Origin of the sequence: Synechococcus sp. CBW1107, from assembly GCF_015841355.1 — a bacterium.
Classification (GTDB): Bacteria; Cyanobacteriota; Cyanobacteriia; order PCC-6307; family Cyanobiaceae; genus Regnicoccus_A.
In genome coordinates this window covers 43,563-57,733 of sequence record NZ_CP064908.1, presented here as the reverse complement: position 1 = coordinate 57,733, position 14,171 = coordinate 43,563, and the positions used below count along the sequence as shown (strand labels likewise).

The following is a 14,171-nucleotide window of genomic DNA, read 5'->3' as shown; positions in this document are numbered from 1 at the left end:
CCGCACCCTTTCTCTCTTTCTTTCTGTCGCCACAACCGCCTCACTGTCCGTGGCCTGCGGGGGTCCTCTCCTCACGTCGGGCAGTGACCGTGGAGGAGGAGCCCACGCCCCACACCATCAGGCCGGGGAAGGAGGTGAGGGCGGGGAAGGTGGTCAGGGGATCGAGGATCCCATCAGCTACGCCGCCGTGCTCGGCATGATGAAGGGGCATCTCCTGGCCGCCAGTGAACTGATGCAGCTCAAGGATTACAAGGCGGCTGAGCAGCACATCGGCCATCCTGTCGACGAGCTCTATGGAGATCTCGAGCCGGCCTTGATGGCGAGGGGGGTTCCTCCGTTCGTATCCGTTCAGGGGGCGTGACAGCTCGCGGCGAACATCGGCCCTGCTGAACCCTTGACGACAGCTTGATTTCCGGTTGCATCTCAGGTAGAGACCCGCCTATGATGACCGCACATCCGGCTGGAATTCCAGAAGCCGACTGGCTGGAAACTCCCGCCAGCGTCAGAGCGCTGATCAACGCCCAGCAGCAGGAGATCGAGCTGTTGCGCGGCCAACTCACCTCCTTGGCCACCGAGTTGGCAAACCTGCGTGAGCGGATCGGACGCAGCTCTCGCAACTCATCCAAACCTCCCTCCAGTGATGGTCTGGGTTTTAAGCCGCCAGAACGGCGCAAGGGCAGTGGCCGCAAGCGGGGCGGCCAGCAGGGCCATCCCGGATCCGGACCAGAGCTGCTGTCGATCGAGCGGGTGGATCAGGTGGTGGATCACCACCCTGATGCCTGCCGCCGCTGTGGCACCTTGCTCCAGGGAGAGGATCTCGATCCCCTGCGCCATCAGGTGATCGAGATCCCGCCGATTACCCCGCTGGTGATCGAGCACCGGCTGCATCGCCTGGTCTGCCCCTGCTGTTCCACCAGCACCTGCGCCTCGTTGCCGGCGGATGTGGAGGCCAGTCACTACGGCCCAAGGCTCAGTGCACTGGTGGGCCTGCTGGGCAGTGCCTTTCCGTTGAGTTTCAGCAAGACCCAGGCCCTGCTCCAGCAGCTGGTAGGAGTGGAGATGAGCCGCGGCGCGATTGGACGGGTCCGCCAGCGCTTGAGTGCAGCACTGGAGCAGCCCATGCAGGAGGCCCTTGCTTTTGCCCGCGTGCAGCCGGTGGCCTACGTAGATGAAACTGGCGCCCCCACCGGCAATGCCGACGGCAACAATCCCACTGGAAAGCGGGGCTGGCAGTGGGTCATGGTCACCGCCGTGGTGACGGTATTTGTGCAAGGGCTGAGTCGATCGACGACCGCTGCCATCGAGCTGCTGGGGAACGCCTTTGGCGGGATTGTGGTGAGCGATCGCTTCTCGGCCTACAACCACCTGCCCACCAAGCAGCGCCAGCTGTGCTGGGCGCACCTGATCCGCGACCTGACGGCCATCGCCGAACGCCCGGGCGCCAGCGCTGAATTCGGAGCCCAGCTGCTGGGCCTGCAGCAGCAGCTGTTTGGCCACTGGCACCGCTACAAGGAGGGAAAGATTGACTGGCCCGCCTTGCAGCAAAGCTGCCGGCCGATCCGCCAGACCTTTGAGACCACGCTGCAGCGGGTAGTAGAGCTCGGCTACCAGCGCGGCGAGCGAACGCCTTGGGCCAGCACAGTGCGCACGTGCCAGCAGCTCCAGAAGGTGACAGGTGGGTTGTGGACCTTCCTGGAGAACGAGGGAATAGAGCCCACCAACAACGCCGCAGAACGTGCCCTGCGCCAATCGGTGATTCAGCGCAAGATCAGTCAAGGAGTCCAATCCCGCCAAGGTGCGATCTGCCGGAGCCGCCTGCTCACGGTCACCACTACCCTCAGGCAACAGGGGCGGGATGTCTGGGAGTTCCTGGAGCAGGCCTGGATCGCCCATCACCGCGATGGGGTGATGCCGTCACTGCTGAGCGATCCCTGAAGGCAGAAGAAAGGACAAGGAAGAGTCTCTGATCGCTCAGCGGTGAGCGATCAGGCTTGCATTCGTGCGGTGGGGCGTCCCGACCCCTGAACGCATACCTCCGTTCAAACAGCAGCTCACCACACTTCTGGACCTGGTTCAGTCGGCTCCGACCTCACCCCAGACCGACGCCGCTTTCAAGAACGCACAACAGCAGATCGATAGGGCCCTGCAGGCCATTCCTGAGCAGGAGCGCCTGGATTCCAGCTTCGTTGTGGCCGTGATCCGGCAGTTGCTCGAGGCCGCTGGCAGTGAATATGCGGCGGCGATCACCGATGGCCGCTTTGCCGAAACCGTGGAGTACCAGGATTCCCGCGGGTTCGTTCGTTATGCCGATCAGCTCCACCAGGAGATGGCGACGACCCTGCAGGCCAGGGATCCAGAGCTGAACGCCAAGGTGAGGACCACCCTGGACGCGTTGCTGCCGGTGTGGCCCTCGCCGATGCCCCCTGGCCGGCCGATCAAGGCACCCGATCAGGTGCAGGCCTTGATCCAGGCGCTCTGAGGGTCAACCCCACAACTGACAATGGTTATCATTCCACTTCTGCTCCTCACTCCGGCATGGCCACCGCCCCCCTGACTCCAGGACTTCTGCGCTGGGCCGTTGTCCCTGCCGCCATAGCACTCTGGCCTTGGCTGCTGCTGACACCCTCAGCCGCCACGGCCACTGAGCTCGACCTCGAGGGCATCGGGCGCTATGCCGGCGGCACCGGCAGGCCCAGCCAGGATCAGGTCACCAGCATCACTCAGTTCTCCGACGTGCAGCCCACCGAGTGGGCCTATCAGGCGCTCTCGAACCTGATCGAGCGCTACGGCTGCGTCGCCGGCTATCCCGATGGCACCTTCCGTGGCAAGAAGCCGCTGAGCCGCTGGGAAGCCGCCGCTCTGCTGAACGCCTGCCTCGATCGGATCACCGAAGTGACCGACGAGCTGCGCCGTCTGCTCAAGGAGTTCGAGGAGGAACTCGCCATCCTGCGCGGCCGCGTCGACAACCTCGAGGCCAAGGTCGGTGAACTGGAGGCCAATCAGTTCTCCACCACCACCAGGCTCAGCGGCCTGGCCACCTTCGTGGTGGGGGCCAATGCCTTCAGCGGCAGCGCTGGCGAGGCCGTCAACGCGGCCCGGGCCGAGGTGGGGGCCACCACCTTCTCCTATGACCTGCAACTCACCCTCGACACCAGCTTCACCGGCAAGGACCTGCTGCGCACGATCCTGCGGGCCGGCAACTTCGGCGACTCGGCCTTTGGCGGGGCTGGGCCCACCGGAAGCCTCTCCAGCCTGGAGATCGCCTTCCAGGAAGCCTCCGGCCCCGATTCCCTCGGCATCGACAAGCTGTACTACCAGGTTCCGATCGGCAGGGGATTCACCGCCACCATCGGCGGCCGCGTCGGCCAGGAGGACATGCTCGCCCTCTGGCCCAGCGTGTATCCGTCCGACACCATCCTGAATGTGCTCACCCTCAACGGAGCGCCGGCGGCCTACAACAAAAACCTTGGCCCCGGCGCCGGCCTCTGGTGGCAGAGCAACGGCTGGAGCATCAGCGGGAGCTACGTGGCCGCCAACGGCAACGTCGGCAACCCGAACCTGGGGGGGATCGGCACCAGCTCCTCCGCGGGCACGGGGACAGTCCAGATCGGCTATGCCAAGGAGCAGTTGGCTCTGGCGGCCATCTATTCCCATCTGCAGAGCGGCGTGGAGGTGCCTGGCACCACACCCTTCACCGGCAGCGCCACTGCAACGCCCGGCAGCCGCACCAACGCCTTCGGCCTGAGTGGCTACTGGCAGCCTGCCGCTTCCGGCTGGATCCCCTCGATCAGCGCCGGCTGGGGCCTCAACTCCACCTCCTACGACGACTCTCAGGATGATGGTGCCCTGACCACGAGCCAGTCCTGGATGGTGGGGCTCCAGTGGAGCGACGTGATCGCCAAGGGGAATGCCCTGGGCCTGGCGGTCGGTCAGCCGGTGTTCGCCACCGCCCTGAAGGGTGGAGAGACGCCCCAGGATCAGACCTTCACCTGGGAGTGGTGGTTCAAGGTTCAGCTGAGCGACGCCATCTCGGTCACTCCAGCCGTGTTCTACCTGAGCCGACCCCTGGGACAGGACACTCCGTCAGGGCAGAGCTTCAGCCAGCTGGGGGGACTCTTGAAGACCAGCTTTCAGTTCTGAGGACGCCACCGGCCAGCCCTGTCCACGGCTCGAAGCCAGGCGTCAGACTGCAGCGAGCGCACCTCGCACGGGCGGCGTTCCCCTCCGGCGGCATCCCTGACTCCATGACCAGCACAGCAACCAACCCAGCCACGAGCCAAGACGCCATGACGGCCAGCCTGCCGGTGACGATCCTCACAGGCTTCCTCGGTGCCGGCAAAACCACCCTGCTCAACCACATCCTCAGCAATCAGAGCGGACTGAAAACCGCTGTTCTGGTCAATGAGTTCGGTGAGATCGGCATCGACAACGACCTGATCATCGCCACAGGCGAAGACATGGTGGAGCTCAGCAACGGCTGCATCTGCTGCTCGATCAACGGGGAGTTGCTGGAAGCGGTGGAGCGGATCCTGGCGCGCCCGGAGCCCGTGGATTATCTGGTGGTGGAAACCACCGGTCTCGCCGATCCCCTCCCGGTGGCGATGACCTTCCTGGGCAGTGAGCTGCGTGACAGCACCCGCCTGGATTCGATCATCACCCTGATCGATGCCGAGAACTTCGAAGAGAGCAGCCTCGAGAGTGAAGTGGGGCGCGCTCAGGTGATTTACGGCGACATCCTGATGCTCAACAAGTGTGATCTGGTCCCTGAGCCCAGACTGCTGCAGCTGGAAGGCCTTCTGCGCAATCTCAAACCGGATGCCCGCATCCTGCGATCGGTGAAGGGCGACGTGGCTCTGCCTCTGTTGCTGAGCGTGGGCCTGTTCGAATCCGACCGGGTGGTGGCCACTGGCGAGGCCATCCCAGCGGCTGGGGAGAAGGGCGTGGAAACAGCGGCTCTCGACCATGGGGACTGTGACCACGAGCATGGCCACTGCAGTCATGACACCGGCCACGACCATGGTCACCACGACCACAGCCACCACGGGCACGATCATGCCCACCACGCCGACTCCGGCGAGCATCCGGCCGACCATCTCGCCATCGAGGGCTTCACCTCGCTCTCCTTCTCCAGCGACGGGCCTTTCGCCTTACGCAAGTTTCAGAATTTTCTCGACAATCAGCTGCCCACGGAAGTCTTCAGAGCCAAGGGTATTCTCTGGTTCAACGAAAGTGAACGACGTCATGTCTTCCATCTGGCCGGCAAGCGTTTCTCGATCGATGACAGTGACTGGACGGGTGAACGCAAGAACCAGTTGGTGCTGATCGGCAAGGATCTGGATCACAACCGTCTGCGCCGCCAGCTCCAGGCCTGCGTGGCCAAGGATGCAGGCCGGGGGTTTGCCTGAATTGCACACTGGTCAGGTCCAGTACACCCCCACCCCACGATTCCGTTCAATTCCAGTCAGGGCTTCAGAGAATCATGGATTCTGTTCAAGGGTCATCCCGGCGTTTCAGTCAGCCAGAACTCTTGATCAAGCCCGATCGATTCCTCCGGATCCACCTGGGCGCCTCCGGCTTGCACACACCACCTTCTCCACTACCCTCACGACCCGACCACTGGCTCCCGATCTCCAGTCGCCCAGGGGTGCCGAGGTTGCTCCCTACTCCCTCCGGGCTACCAACACGGGCACAAAGCTCCACAAGCAGTTCACCGCCAGAGGTCCAGATGCTCCGCCACGGATGGAAGCCGCCGCATCCACCCCTGTCCAGGCCGTTGGACATGCCACCCGAACGCAGCATTGGCCACAGCACGGCCAGGAAATCTGGCTAGCTTATGGTCACTCCGCGCCTGAACGATGGCTGAACTGCTGCTTGTCTCCGGCGTTCTCGCGCTCTTCGGCCTCGCCTTCTGGCTGACCACCGATTCCGACGACGACAACGGAGGGGGCGGCATGATGCAGCCAGTGCTCGTCCCGGTTCGTGTCTCCCGTTCCAGCGACCGCTGAGCTTCAAAGCACCCAGCCCCCTCACTTCGAGCTCCAGTCCGCGTCACGACCCTCGAACCACCGCGGCCTCCGGGCAGCGGTGGTTTCCTGTATCCGGGGGGTCAGCTGATCTGGATTGATTAACGCGGCTGATCCCGGGAATTGCCGATCCTGTCTGAACCGGAGTCCCAAAGGGATTGGGACGGTTCTACGTTTGCCCAACGACACGAGCAGTCGTTTCAGGCCGGTTCGCCGACTACCAACAGCCCATCTGATTCTTCGGATGAGCGCTCTCTGCCGTGCAGCTCTGTCCAGTGATGCCTGCCTCCACTCATGCCTGGACCATGTCCATGTCTGCAGCTCAAGTCCAACTCAGTGATACCGACTGGAATGAGCTGGCTGATCAGCGATGGCTATGTTCGGCAGGTGACCTGGAATGAAGACGCCGAACTGATCACCCTGATGCTGTGGGGGCCCGGCGATCTCATCCTCGGAACCCAGGCAAATTTTGAATGCCGCAACGAAACCAGCACCCTCTCTCCTGCCTCGCTTGAGGGTCATGAGCCCACGGATAACGAGCTCCTCGAAGCCCTCAAACGCCAGATCAGCCGCTCGATGGAGATCATGCGGATCAGTCGGATCCGCAAGGCCGATGTCCGCCTGCTGACCATGCTGCGCTGGCTGGCCGCCCAGTTCGGGCGGGTGAACAGCCTGGGCCACAGTCTCTCCCTCGAGGACATGAACCTGACCCATCAGGTGATCGCAGAGCTCACCGGACTGACCCGGGTGACCGTCACCAAAGGCCTGAATAAGTACAAGTCACTGGGTCAGGCCATCCTGATGACCCATGGTGATCTTCTGCTTCCCCATCGACCGGAGGCGGGGCTGATCACACAGGCTGTGGTGATGCAGCCATGGGCTTCCCCTTCCAGTGCCGGTTGAGTCAGGACGTCAGGCCATGCTGCTCTGAGGCAGGGAGTTCACGGCATCCGCCAGGGCTTCCTTGCGGCTGAGCTCCACGTGACCGGCAGGCAACAGGCCATACACCCTCAGACTCCTGAGACGCTTGAGGGTGCTGCCCTGGGCCCCCACCACATAGACATTGCGTTCTTTTTCCAGAGCTTCCTTGACAGCATTCTCCAAGGCCAGGGATGCTGTGACGCCCATGTGCGAAACCTCACTGAGATCAAACACGATCGAGTCACACTCCTCAATGGCATTGTGCTCGCGGGAGATGGTCTTGGCCAGACCGAAGATCATCGGACCGATCAACTGGAACAGCAGCACCTTGCCGCCCCCCTGATCGAGCAGTGCCTTCTCGGCCTCAGGCAGGTTGAGATCGTCGTCAGCGGTGCTGATCGCCTTGACGGACCTGGTTTCCAGGCTGCTCATCTTCTCGATCGTGAGGATGTTGGCCACGAAGATGCCAACCCCAACCGCTGCGATCAGATCCACAAGCACGGTCAGCAGGATCACGCCATACATGATCACCGCACCCTTGATCGAAACATGGTGGGCGCGACCCAGGAAGCTCCAGTCGATGATGTCGATCCCCACTTTGAAGGCGATGCCTGCCAGCACAGCCATCGGGATCGAGGCGGCGAGACCCGAGGCGCCCAGAATCACCACCATCAGCACAAGGGCGCGGGTGATGCCTGAGAGAGCGGATCGGGCTCCCGCCTGAATGTTCACCACCGTGCCCATGGTCGCTCCGGCGCCCGCGATTCCACCGAACAGACCTGAAACGATGTTGCCCAGGCCCTGACCGATCAGCTCCTTGTCGGAGTTGTGCTCGCTGCGAGTGATGCTGTCAGCCACCACAGAGGTGAGCAGGGCATCGATGCAACCCAGCAGACCCAGCACCAGGGCATCGACCACCATCAGCTGGAACAGGCCCGGCTCGATGTGGGGCACCACCAGATGGGGAAATCCGCTCGGGATCTCGCCGATGCGCCGGATCCCCTCCACCTCAGGGCCATCGCCGACATTGAGCAGGGTGAGGGACAACAGGGTTCCGATCACCAGAGCCACCAGCTGGGGCGGAGCGAAGCGCTTCACCTGGGCCGGGGTGAACCAGATGATCGCCACGGTGACCACGGCCAGGATCACCTCAGGCAGCCGCGCGGCGGCGAGAAGCTGAGGCAGGGCGGTGAGCGTGCCCATCACTCCGCCCTTGGGGATGGACTGGCCCAGGAAAGGACCGATCTGGAGAATGATCAGGATGAAGCCGATGCCGGACATGAAGCCCGAGATCACCGTGTAGGGCATCATCGTGATGTAGCGGCCCAGCTTCAGGAGGCCGAACAGAATCTGGCAAACTCCGGCCATCATCACCACCGTGAAGGCCATGGCCAGTCCCTGTTCGGGACTGGAGGCCTTCGCGGTGAGGCTGGCGATCACCGCTGTCATCACCACCGTCATCGGACCGGTGGGCTCCGAGATCAGGGTGGGGGTGCCGCCGAAGAGCGCCGCGAACAAACCCACCAGCACCGCCCCCCAGAGCCCCGAAACCGCCCCTGCGCCGGAGGCCACCCCGAAGGCGAGGGCCATGGGCAGAGCCACCACCGCCGCGGTGAGGCCACCGAAGACATCGCCTTTGATGTGGTGTGAGCTGATCTGGTTCAACCAGGTCAGTGGGCGGGCCACGGCCATTCCGTCGTTACGAATGTATGGGGCGAACCTAAGGGGCTGGATGGAGTCTGGTCCCCGCCGATGTCCCGATCAGATCAGCCTGTGACAATCCAGCCGCGTTGTGCCTCCATCACCAGGGCTGTGATCCCTTTCACCCAGGCCGCGGGTCCAGGTCGGCCTTCGACTGCGGGGACGTGATGAGCGGGAAGAGGCAGAATCTGGGTCCGCCTGGAGGACCACCTTGTTGAGCGTCATTGAGATCGTGGTGGGCATCCTGTTGCTCTTCGGCGGTGGAGAGCTGTTCGTGCAGGGCTCAGTCGCTCTGGCGTTGCTGTTGGGCGTGCCTCAACTGGTGATCGGTCTCACCGTGGTGGCTCTGGGCACCAGTGCGCCCGAGCTGTTCGTGAGTCTGATCTCCACATTGAAGGGAGCCGATGACCTGGCGGTGGGCAACGTGGTGGGCAGCAACATCTTCAACGTGCTGGTGGTGCTGGGCATCAGCGCCGTGATCCTGCCGCTGAGGGTGCACAGCCGCCTGATCCGCCGCGATGTGCCGGTGCTGCTGGCCGTGTCGATGGCCGTCTGGGGCATGGCGTCCTCAGGCCGGGTGACCTGGCAGGCCGGTCTGGCCCTGCTCACCGCCGTGGTGATCAACACTGTCTGGGAAACCCGCACGGCCCGAGAGGAAGGTGAATCCGGCGGCGACGAAGTCGATCCATCCGATGCGGAAGGGGGCTACGGACCGGCCCTGGTGCGGCTGGCTGCCGGTCTTGGCCTGCTGGTGTGGGGCTCGCAGATCCTGGTGAAGGGGGCCACCGCCATCGCCCTCGGCCTGGGGGTGAGTCAAACCCTGATCGGCCTCACGATCGTGGCGGCGGGCACGTCGATGCCGGAACTGGTCACCTCGATCATGGCGGCCCTGAAAGGCAAGGCTGATCTGGCCATCGGCAACGTGGTGGGCAGCAACCTGCTCAACCAGTTGGTGATTCTCGGGGGCTGCGCCTTCCTCTCAGGATCACGCGGACTGAACGTGGATCCATCGATGATCCACCGGGACCTGCCGATCATGGTGGCCACCACTCTGGCCCTGCTTCCCATCTTCTGGACGGGCGGGGTGATTTCCAGGAGAGAGGGGGTGCTGCTGGTGGGCCTCTACGGGCTGTACCTGGTGGAGCAGATCCTTCCCCTCACCCTTCCGGCGCTGGCCTCACCCCTGCGCTCCTTCACGCTGGTGGTGGTCCTTCCGGTGCTGGTGCTGCTGCTGGCGGTTCAGGTCTGGAGGCACTGGCGAGAGATCGCCGATCCTGTCAGAGCGGGAAATTGATCTTCTCGGCCCAGGGGTGCGAGGGTGCCCGCAGTTCCTGTGTCATTGATGGCATCGATTTTTGCTGACAGCAGCCTGAGCATCGGCCGCACGCCCCTGGTGAAGCTGAACCGGGTCGTCGGTGACAGCCGGGCGACCGTTCTCGCCAAGATCGAAGGCCGCAATCCCGCCTATTCGGTCAAGTGCCGCATCGGCGCCGCGATGATCTGGCAGGCCGAGAAGGACGGCCGGCTCGGCCCGGGCAAGGAACTGATCGAGCCCACCAGCGGCAACACCGGCATCGCCCTGGCCTTCGTGGCCGCCTCCAGGGGGATTCCTCTCACCCTGACGATGCCGGAATCCATGAGCCTGGAGCGGCGCAAGCTGCTCACTGCCTACGGAGCCCGGCTTGTGCTCACCGAGGGCAGACTCGGCATGACCGGTGCGGTGGGACGGGCCCGTGAGATCGCCGCCTCTGATCCCGAGCGTTATGTGCTGCTCCAGCAGTTCTCCAACCCTGCCAACCCCCAGATCCACCACGACACCACCGGCCCGGAAATCTGGAACGACACCGATGGCCAGATGGATGTGCTGGTGGCGGGTGTGGGCACAGGCGGCACCATCACCGGCGTCAGCCGCTATTTCAAGACCACCCGGGGCCAGGAGCTGCTCTCGGTGGCGGTGGAGCCGGTGAACAGCCCCGTCATCGCCCAGGCCAGGGCAGGTGAGCCGCCCCAGCCCGGGCCCCACAAGATCCAGGGGATCGGTGCCGGCTTCGTGCCCGACAACCTCGATCTGGATCTGGTGGACCGGGTCGAAGCGGTCAGTGACCAGGAGGCCGTGGCCATGGCCAGACGCCTGATGCGCGAGGAGGGGATCCTGGCGGGCATCTCCTGCGGGGCCGCCACCGTGGCCGCCCTGCGTCTTGCTGCCGAGGAGCAGTTCGCCGGCAAGACGATCGTGGTGGTCCTGCCGGACTCCGGCGAGCGTTACCTGAGCTCGGTGCTGTTCGAGGGGGTGTTCGATGCGGCTGGCCTGGCTCCGGTCGAACGGTGATCACGCCACCACAACCAGCCCTCCCAGTTGATCAGCAGCCCGATCAGCACCAGCACCACCATCAGGGCCACCTGATCCACCCGGGAGTCGGGCACCAGAATGTCGGCCACCAGGTGGGGGAGATTGGTGACGGTGTAGACCACGCTCAGCCAGAAATGCAGCCGCCGCCAGCCCTGCCAGCGCTGTGGACGCTCAGGGTCACTGGCGCTGTAGGCCAGCAGGACCACGGCCGCCACCGGCAGAAGGAAGTAAACCATCATTCCACCGAAGAGCAGGGGCAGCTTCTCCAGGGCCACGTGGCTTTCGATCTCAGGCGAAAGTCCGTGGAACAGAGGCATCAGGCCCAGATCCACGTGAAAGAGCATGCACAGCAACCAGGCCATCCACAGGGCCCGCAGGCGCAGGGCTCGATCAATGGACGCTGTCATGGCGAACAAGGACTGCGAAGGGTGTTCGAAGGGTGATGGAGCCCCAGGCCTCAGGCCTGAGCGCTGGGAGGCCAGTTCTGAAGGAAGTCTGATCAGGAACGCGCGGCCACGCCATGGAGGCTTCTGGAGCAGCACTGTCCCCAGCCCCTAGGGTCTGGGGACGCTCAAACCGAACTCCCATGTCTGAAGGACCAAGCGTGGGTCCTGAACCCGGGGCCGAGCGCGATCCACAAGTGATCCAGCGCCTGATGCCGCTCTGGGAGTGGCTCTACCGCCACTACTTCCGGGTCAGCACCAGCGGCTGGGACCACATTCCCAGCGACGGCCAGATGCTGCTGGTGGGGTCCCACAACGGCGGCCTGGCCAGCCCCGACCTGCCGATGCTGATGCTCGACTGGTTCCGGCGCTTCGGCCTCGAGAGGCGGGTCTATGGCCTGGCTCATCCCAAGGTGTGGCAGGTGTTCCCCCAGGCGGCGCATCTGGCCGCCCGCACCGGGGCGATCCCCTACTACCCGCGGGGGGCCATGGCCGTACTGGAGCGAGGCGACAGCCTGCTGGTGTTCCCTGGTGGTGGCCAGGATGCCTTTCGCCCGCACCGGCTCCGCCAGAGCATCCAGTTCAGGGGGCGCACCGGCTTCATCCGGCTGGCCCTGTGGCACGACGTGCCGATCGTGCCGCTGATCTCCTGGGGCAGTCACGACACCCTGATCGTTCTCGAGGACTGCTACGAACCGATGCAGCGCTGGCATGAGCGCGGCCTTCCCTGGCTGTTCGGCATCGACCCCGAGGTGTTTCCCCTGTACCTCGGCCTGCCCTGGGGCCTGGCCGTGGGTCCCCTGCCCAACCTGCCCTTGCCGGCGAAGATTCACACCCGTGTCTGCCGGCCGATCCAGTTCGAGCGTGGCGGCCATGCCGCCAGCCGCGATCGGGACTACGTCCAGTCCTGCTACAGGCGTGTGGTGGCGGAGATGCAGGAGCAGCTCGACGAGCTGGTGGCGAGCACCGGGCGCGAGGAGTCTCAGCGGGGGGCCGGTTCGCCCTTGTAGGCCAGTCCGAGAGCCTGAACCAGGGGCTTGAGGGGTCTGAGGTAGCGGCTCTCGTGGGGTTGGCCCTTGAGCATCCGGTTCCAGTAGATCCAGGGAAGGCCCTTGGTCTTCATCAGCCACATGCTCCAGCGCTCGCGTGTGGGGTCGATCTGGAAGGAGCTCACGGGTTGGAGGTCGTAGTCGAACTCGGCCATCACCACCTTGTTGTAGCCGGTGATCAGCGGGCAGACGCTGTACCCGTCGTAGCGAGCCTGCAGGGGCCTGCCATCGAGATGGGCGAGCAGGTTGGCCACCAGCACCGGTGCCTCGCCCCTCACCGCCCCCGCGGTCTTGGAGGTGGGCAGCGACGACACATCACCGAGGGAGAAGACATTGGGGTAGCGCACGTGCTGGGTGCTGAACTTGTCGACCTCCACCCAGCCACCGGGACCGCTGGTGGCCAGCGGACTCTGGGCAATCACATCGGGGGCCGACATCGGCGGCACCGCATGGATCATCGAGAACGGGATCTCCTTGCTGGAGATGTGGCCCTCCGCGTCGCTGACCTCGAAGACCGCCACCTTCTCATCGGCCCTGATCTCCTTGAGGTTGTGGCGCAGGAGCACCTGGATTCCCCGCTCCTCCACCACCTTCTTCAGGACCCGTGCGTAGACGGGAACACCGAAGAGGCCGGGCCCGGCAGTGGCGAACACCACCTTGGTGTTGACACCCACCCCGCTGGTGGCCTTGAAGATGTCGTCGGCCATGTACATGATCTTCTGGGGGGCCCCGGCGCATTTGATCGGGGTGTCCGGAAAGGTGAAGATCGCCGTGCCGCCGGGAAAGTGGCGGATGGTCTCCCAGGTGTAGGGGAGATGCTCGCGGGAATAGTTGCTGGTGACCCCCTGGCGACCGAGGGCCTCGTCCAGCCCCTTGATCCGCTCCCAGCGCAGTTGCAGGCCGGTGGCCACCACCAGGGCGTCGTAGCTGATGGTGTCACCGGTGCTGGTGATCACCCGGTTGGCCTCCGGCTCGAAGCGTGCGGCGGCCGCATGGATCCAGCTGCAGCCGGCGGGAATCAGATCGGCCTCATCTCGGCGTGTCTGCTCCTGGGTCATCACCCCGCCGCCCACCAGGGTCCAACCGGGTTGGTAGTAGTGATCCGTGCTGGGCTCGAGGATGGCGATGTCGAGGCCGCTCCGGGCCAGAAGCAACTGGCTGGCCACCGTGATCCCAGCTGCTCCGCCGCCGACGATCAGGATCTGGTGGTGCTGCGAAGGCGGGCTGGATGGACTCATGACATCTGATCACACCTCTCCTGTCTAGGGCCCGCCGGGGTCACACGACAACGGCTGTGGGCGTCCTCCCACGGCCGCACGGAACACCAGCTCAGCTGAGGCTGGAAACACCGAAATGACGCTGATTGCGGCGCATCACCTCACGCAGCAGCGCCACCTCCCAGTGCAGCGGACCCAGCAGCTCCGCCATGGACTCGCCCTGGCGGGCAATGGCATTGGCCTGCAGCCGAAGACGGAGCAGGTCGTGCTCCAGCCGGGTGCGCAGCTGAGGGTTCGAACAGCTCCTGAGAGCCTTGAGGGCATGGCGGCTGCGCACCCCGAGGCACCAGCTCAGGCGGGTCAGGGAGGCGAGATCCGTTGGCATGCTGCCAGGAGCACGGCAGTCCTCGGACATGCGATCGAACGGGATCACGGCATGATGAAAGAAGCCTAGGGGCCCGGGGGCC

General features: G+C 64.4%; 15 protein-coding genes. 10 read left to right on the top strand and 5 right to left on the bottom strand.

Annotated features, from left to right (window positions below; all coding sequences use genetic code 11):
• Nucleotides 1-40 precede the first annotated feature (40 nt).
• A complete protein-coding gene (locus tag I1E95_RS00295) occupies nucleotides 41-211 on the bottom strand; it encodes a hypothetical protein (RefSeq protein ID WP_197164332.1) in 171 nt (56 codons plus the stop codon).
• Between I1E95_RS00295 and I1E95_RS00290 the strand changes: the two genes are divergently transcribed.
• From I1E95_RS00290 to I1E95_RS00260, 7 genes are all read left to right on the top strand, one after another.
• Nucleotides 197-361 carry a hypothetical protein gene (locus I1E95_RS00290; RefSeq protein ID WP_231594738.1) on the top strand — a complete coding sequence of 55 codons (165 nt, stop codon included), beginning with the start codon at nucleotides 197-199 and terminating at the stop codon, nucleotides 359-361. The genes I1E95_RS00295 and I1E95_RS00290 overlap by 15 nt on opposite strands.
• An 80-nt stretch (nucleotides 362-441) precedes the next feature.
• On the top strand, nucleotides 442-1,935 hold the full coding sequence (locus tag I1E95_RS00285; RefSeq protein WP_231594537.1) for an IS66 family transposase: 1,494 nt from the start codon (nucleotides 442-444) through the stop codon (nucleotides 1,933-1,935).
• Between the two features lie 64 nt (nucleotides 1,936-1,999).
• A complete protein-coding gene (locus I1E95_RS00280) occupies nucleotides 2,000-2,479 on the top strand; it encodes a hypothetical protein (RefSeq protein ID WP_197164328.1) in 480 nt (159 codons plus the stop codon).
• Between the two features lie 56 nt (nucleotides 2,480-2,535).
• Complete coding sequence (locus I1E95_RS00275) at nucleotides 2,536-4,140, top strand: iron uptake porin (protein WP_197164326.1); 1,605 nt, start codon at nucleotides 2,536-2,538, stop codon at nucleotides 4,138-4,140.
• Between the two features lie 104 nt (nucleotides 4,141-4,244).
• A complete protein-coding gene (locus I1E95_RS00270) occupies nucleotides 4,245-5,405 on the top strand; it encodes a GTP-binding protein (RefSeq protein ID WP_197164324.1) in 1,161 nt (386 codons plus the stop codon).
• A gap of 450 nt (nucleotides 5,406-5,855) precedes the next feature.
• On the top strand, nucleotides 5,856-6,005 hold the full coding sequence (locus I1E95_RS00265) for a hypothetical protein (protein ID WP_197164322.1): 150 nt from the start codon (nucleotides 5,856-5,858) through the stop codon (nucleotides 6,003-6,005).
• 369 nt (nucleotides 6,006-6,374) lie between these two features.
• A complete protein-coding gene (locus I1E95_RS00260; RefSeq protein ID WP_197164320.1) occupies nucleotides 6,375-6,926 on the top strand; it encodes a Crp/Fnr family transcriptional regulator in 552 nt (183 codons plus the stop codon).
• Nucleotides 6,927-6,935: 9 nt separating this feature from the next.
• Here the strand turns inward: I1E95_RS00260 and I1E95_RS00255 are convergent, their stop codons facing one another.
• Nucleotides 6,936-8,630, bottom strand: coding sequence for a SulP family inorganic anion transporter (locus tag I1E95_RS00255; protein WP_231594737.1), 1,695 nt, complete (start codon nucleotides 8,628-8,630; stop codon nucleotides 6,936-6,938).
• A gap of 226 nt (nucleotides 8,631-8,856) precedes the next feature.
• Between I1E95_RS00255 and I1E95_RS00250 the strand changes: the two genes are divergently transcribed.
• Nucleotides 8,857-9,939, top strand: coding sequence for a calcium/sodium antiporter (locus tag I1E95_RS00250; RefSeq protein ID WP_197164316.1), 1,083 nt, complete (start codon nucleotides 8,857-8,859; stop codon nucleotides 9,937-9,939).
• 48 nt (nucleotides 9,940-9,987) lie between these two features.
• Nucleotides 9,988-10,974 carry a cysteine synthase A gene (gene cysK / locus I1E95_RS00245; protein ID WP_197164306.1) on the top strand — a complete coding sequence of 329 codons (987 nt, stop codon included), beginning with the start codon at nucleotides 9,988-9,990 and terminating at the stop codon, nucleotides 10,972-10,974.
• Here the strand turns inward: cysK and I1E95_RS00240 are convergent.
• Nucleotides 10,908-11,402, bottom strand: coding sequence for a hypothetical protein (locus I1E95_RS00240; protein WP_197164304.1), 495 nt, complete (start codon nucleotides 11,400-11,402; stop codon nucleotides 10,908-10,910). The two genes, cysK and I1E95_RS00240, sit on opposite strands and share 67 nt — an antisense overlap.
• 197 nt (nucleotides 11,403-11,599) lie before the next feature.
• Between I1E95_RS00240 and I1E95_RS00235 the strand changes: the two genes are divergently transcribed.
• Nucleotides 11,600-12,448, top strand: a complete 849-nt coding sequence (locus tag I1E95_RS00235) for a lysophospholipid acyltransferase family protein (protein WP_322781457.1) — start codon at nucleotides 11,600-11,602, stop codon at nucleotides 12,446-12,448.
• Here the strand turns inward: I1E95_RS00235 and I1E95_RS00230 are convergent.
• Nucleotides 12,421-13,725: an FAD/NAD(P)-binding oxidoreductase gene (locus tag I1E95_RS00230; RefSeq protein WP_197164300.1), complete on the bottom strand. Its 1,305-nt coding sequence runs from the start codon at nucleotides 13,723-13,725 to the stop codon at nucleotides 12,421-12,423. The genes I1E95_RS00235 and I1E95_RS00230 overlap by 28 nt on opposite strands.
• A 91-nt stretch (nucleotides 13,726-13,816) precedes the next feature.
• Nucleotides 13,817-14,089, bottom strand: a complete 273-nt coding sequence (locus I1E95_RS00225) for a hypothetical protein (protein ID WP_197164292.1) — start codon at nucleotides 14,087-14,089, stop codon at nucleotides 13,817-13,819.
• Nucleotides 14,090-14,171 lie beyond the last annotated feature (82 nt).

Bases quoted from the DNA above. Each gene is read 5' to 3' on its own strand.
- I1E95_RS00290 (WP_231594738.1), top strand. From the start codon at position 197: ATGATGAAGGGGCATCTCCTGGCCGCCAGTGAACTGATGCAGCTCAAG.
- I1E95_RS00295 (WP_197164332.1), bottom strand. From the start codon at position 211: ATGCCCCTTCATCATGCCGAGCACGGCGGCGTAGCTGATGGGATCCTC.
- I1E95_RS00285 (WP_231594537.1), top strand. From the start codon at position 442: ATGATGACCGCACATCCGGCTGGAATTCCAGAAGCCGACTGGCTGGAA.
- I1E95_RS00275 (WP_197164326.1), top strand. From the start codon at position 2,536: ATGGCCACCGCCCCCCTGACTCCAGGACTTCTGCGCTGGGCCGTTGTC.
- I1E95_RS00270 (WP_197164324.1), top strand. From the start codon at position 4,245: ATGACCAGCACAGCAACCAACCCAGCCACGAGCCAAGACGCCATGACG.
- I1E95_RS00265 (WP_197164322.1), top strand. From the start codon at position 5,856: ATGGCTGAACTGCTGCTTGTCTCCGGCGTTCTCGCGCTCTTCGGCCTC.
- I1E95_RS00260 (WP_197164320.1), top strand. From the start codon at position 6,375: ATGAGCTGGCTGATCAGCGATGGCTATGTTCGGCAGGTGACCTGGAAT.
- cysK (WP_197164306.1), top strand. From the start codon at position 9,988: ATGGCATCGATTTTTGCTGACAGCAGCCTGAGCATCGGCCGCACGCCC.
- I1E95_RS00240 (WP_197164304.1), bottom strand. From the start codon at position 11,402: ATGACAGCGTCCATTGATCGAGCCCTGCGCCTGCGGGCCCTGTGGATG.
- I1E95_RS00230 (WP_197164300.1), bottom strand. From the start codon at position 13,725: ATGAGTCCATCCAGCCCGCCTTCGCAGCACCACCAGATCCTGATCGTC.
- I1E95_RS00225 (WP_197164292.1), bottom strand. From the start codon at position 14,089: ATGCCAACGGATCTCGCCTCCCTGACCCGCCTGAGCTGGTGCCTCGGG.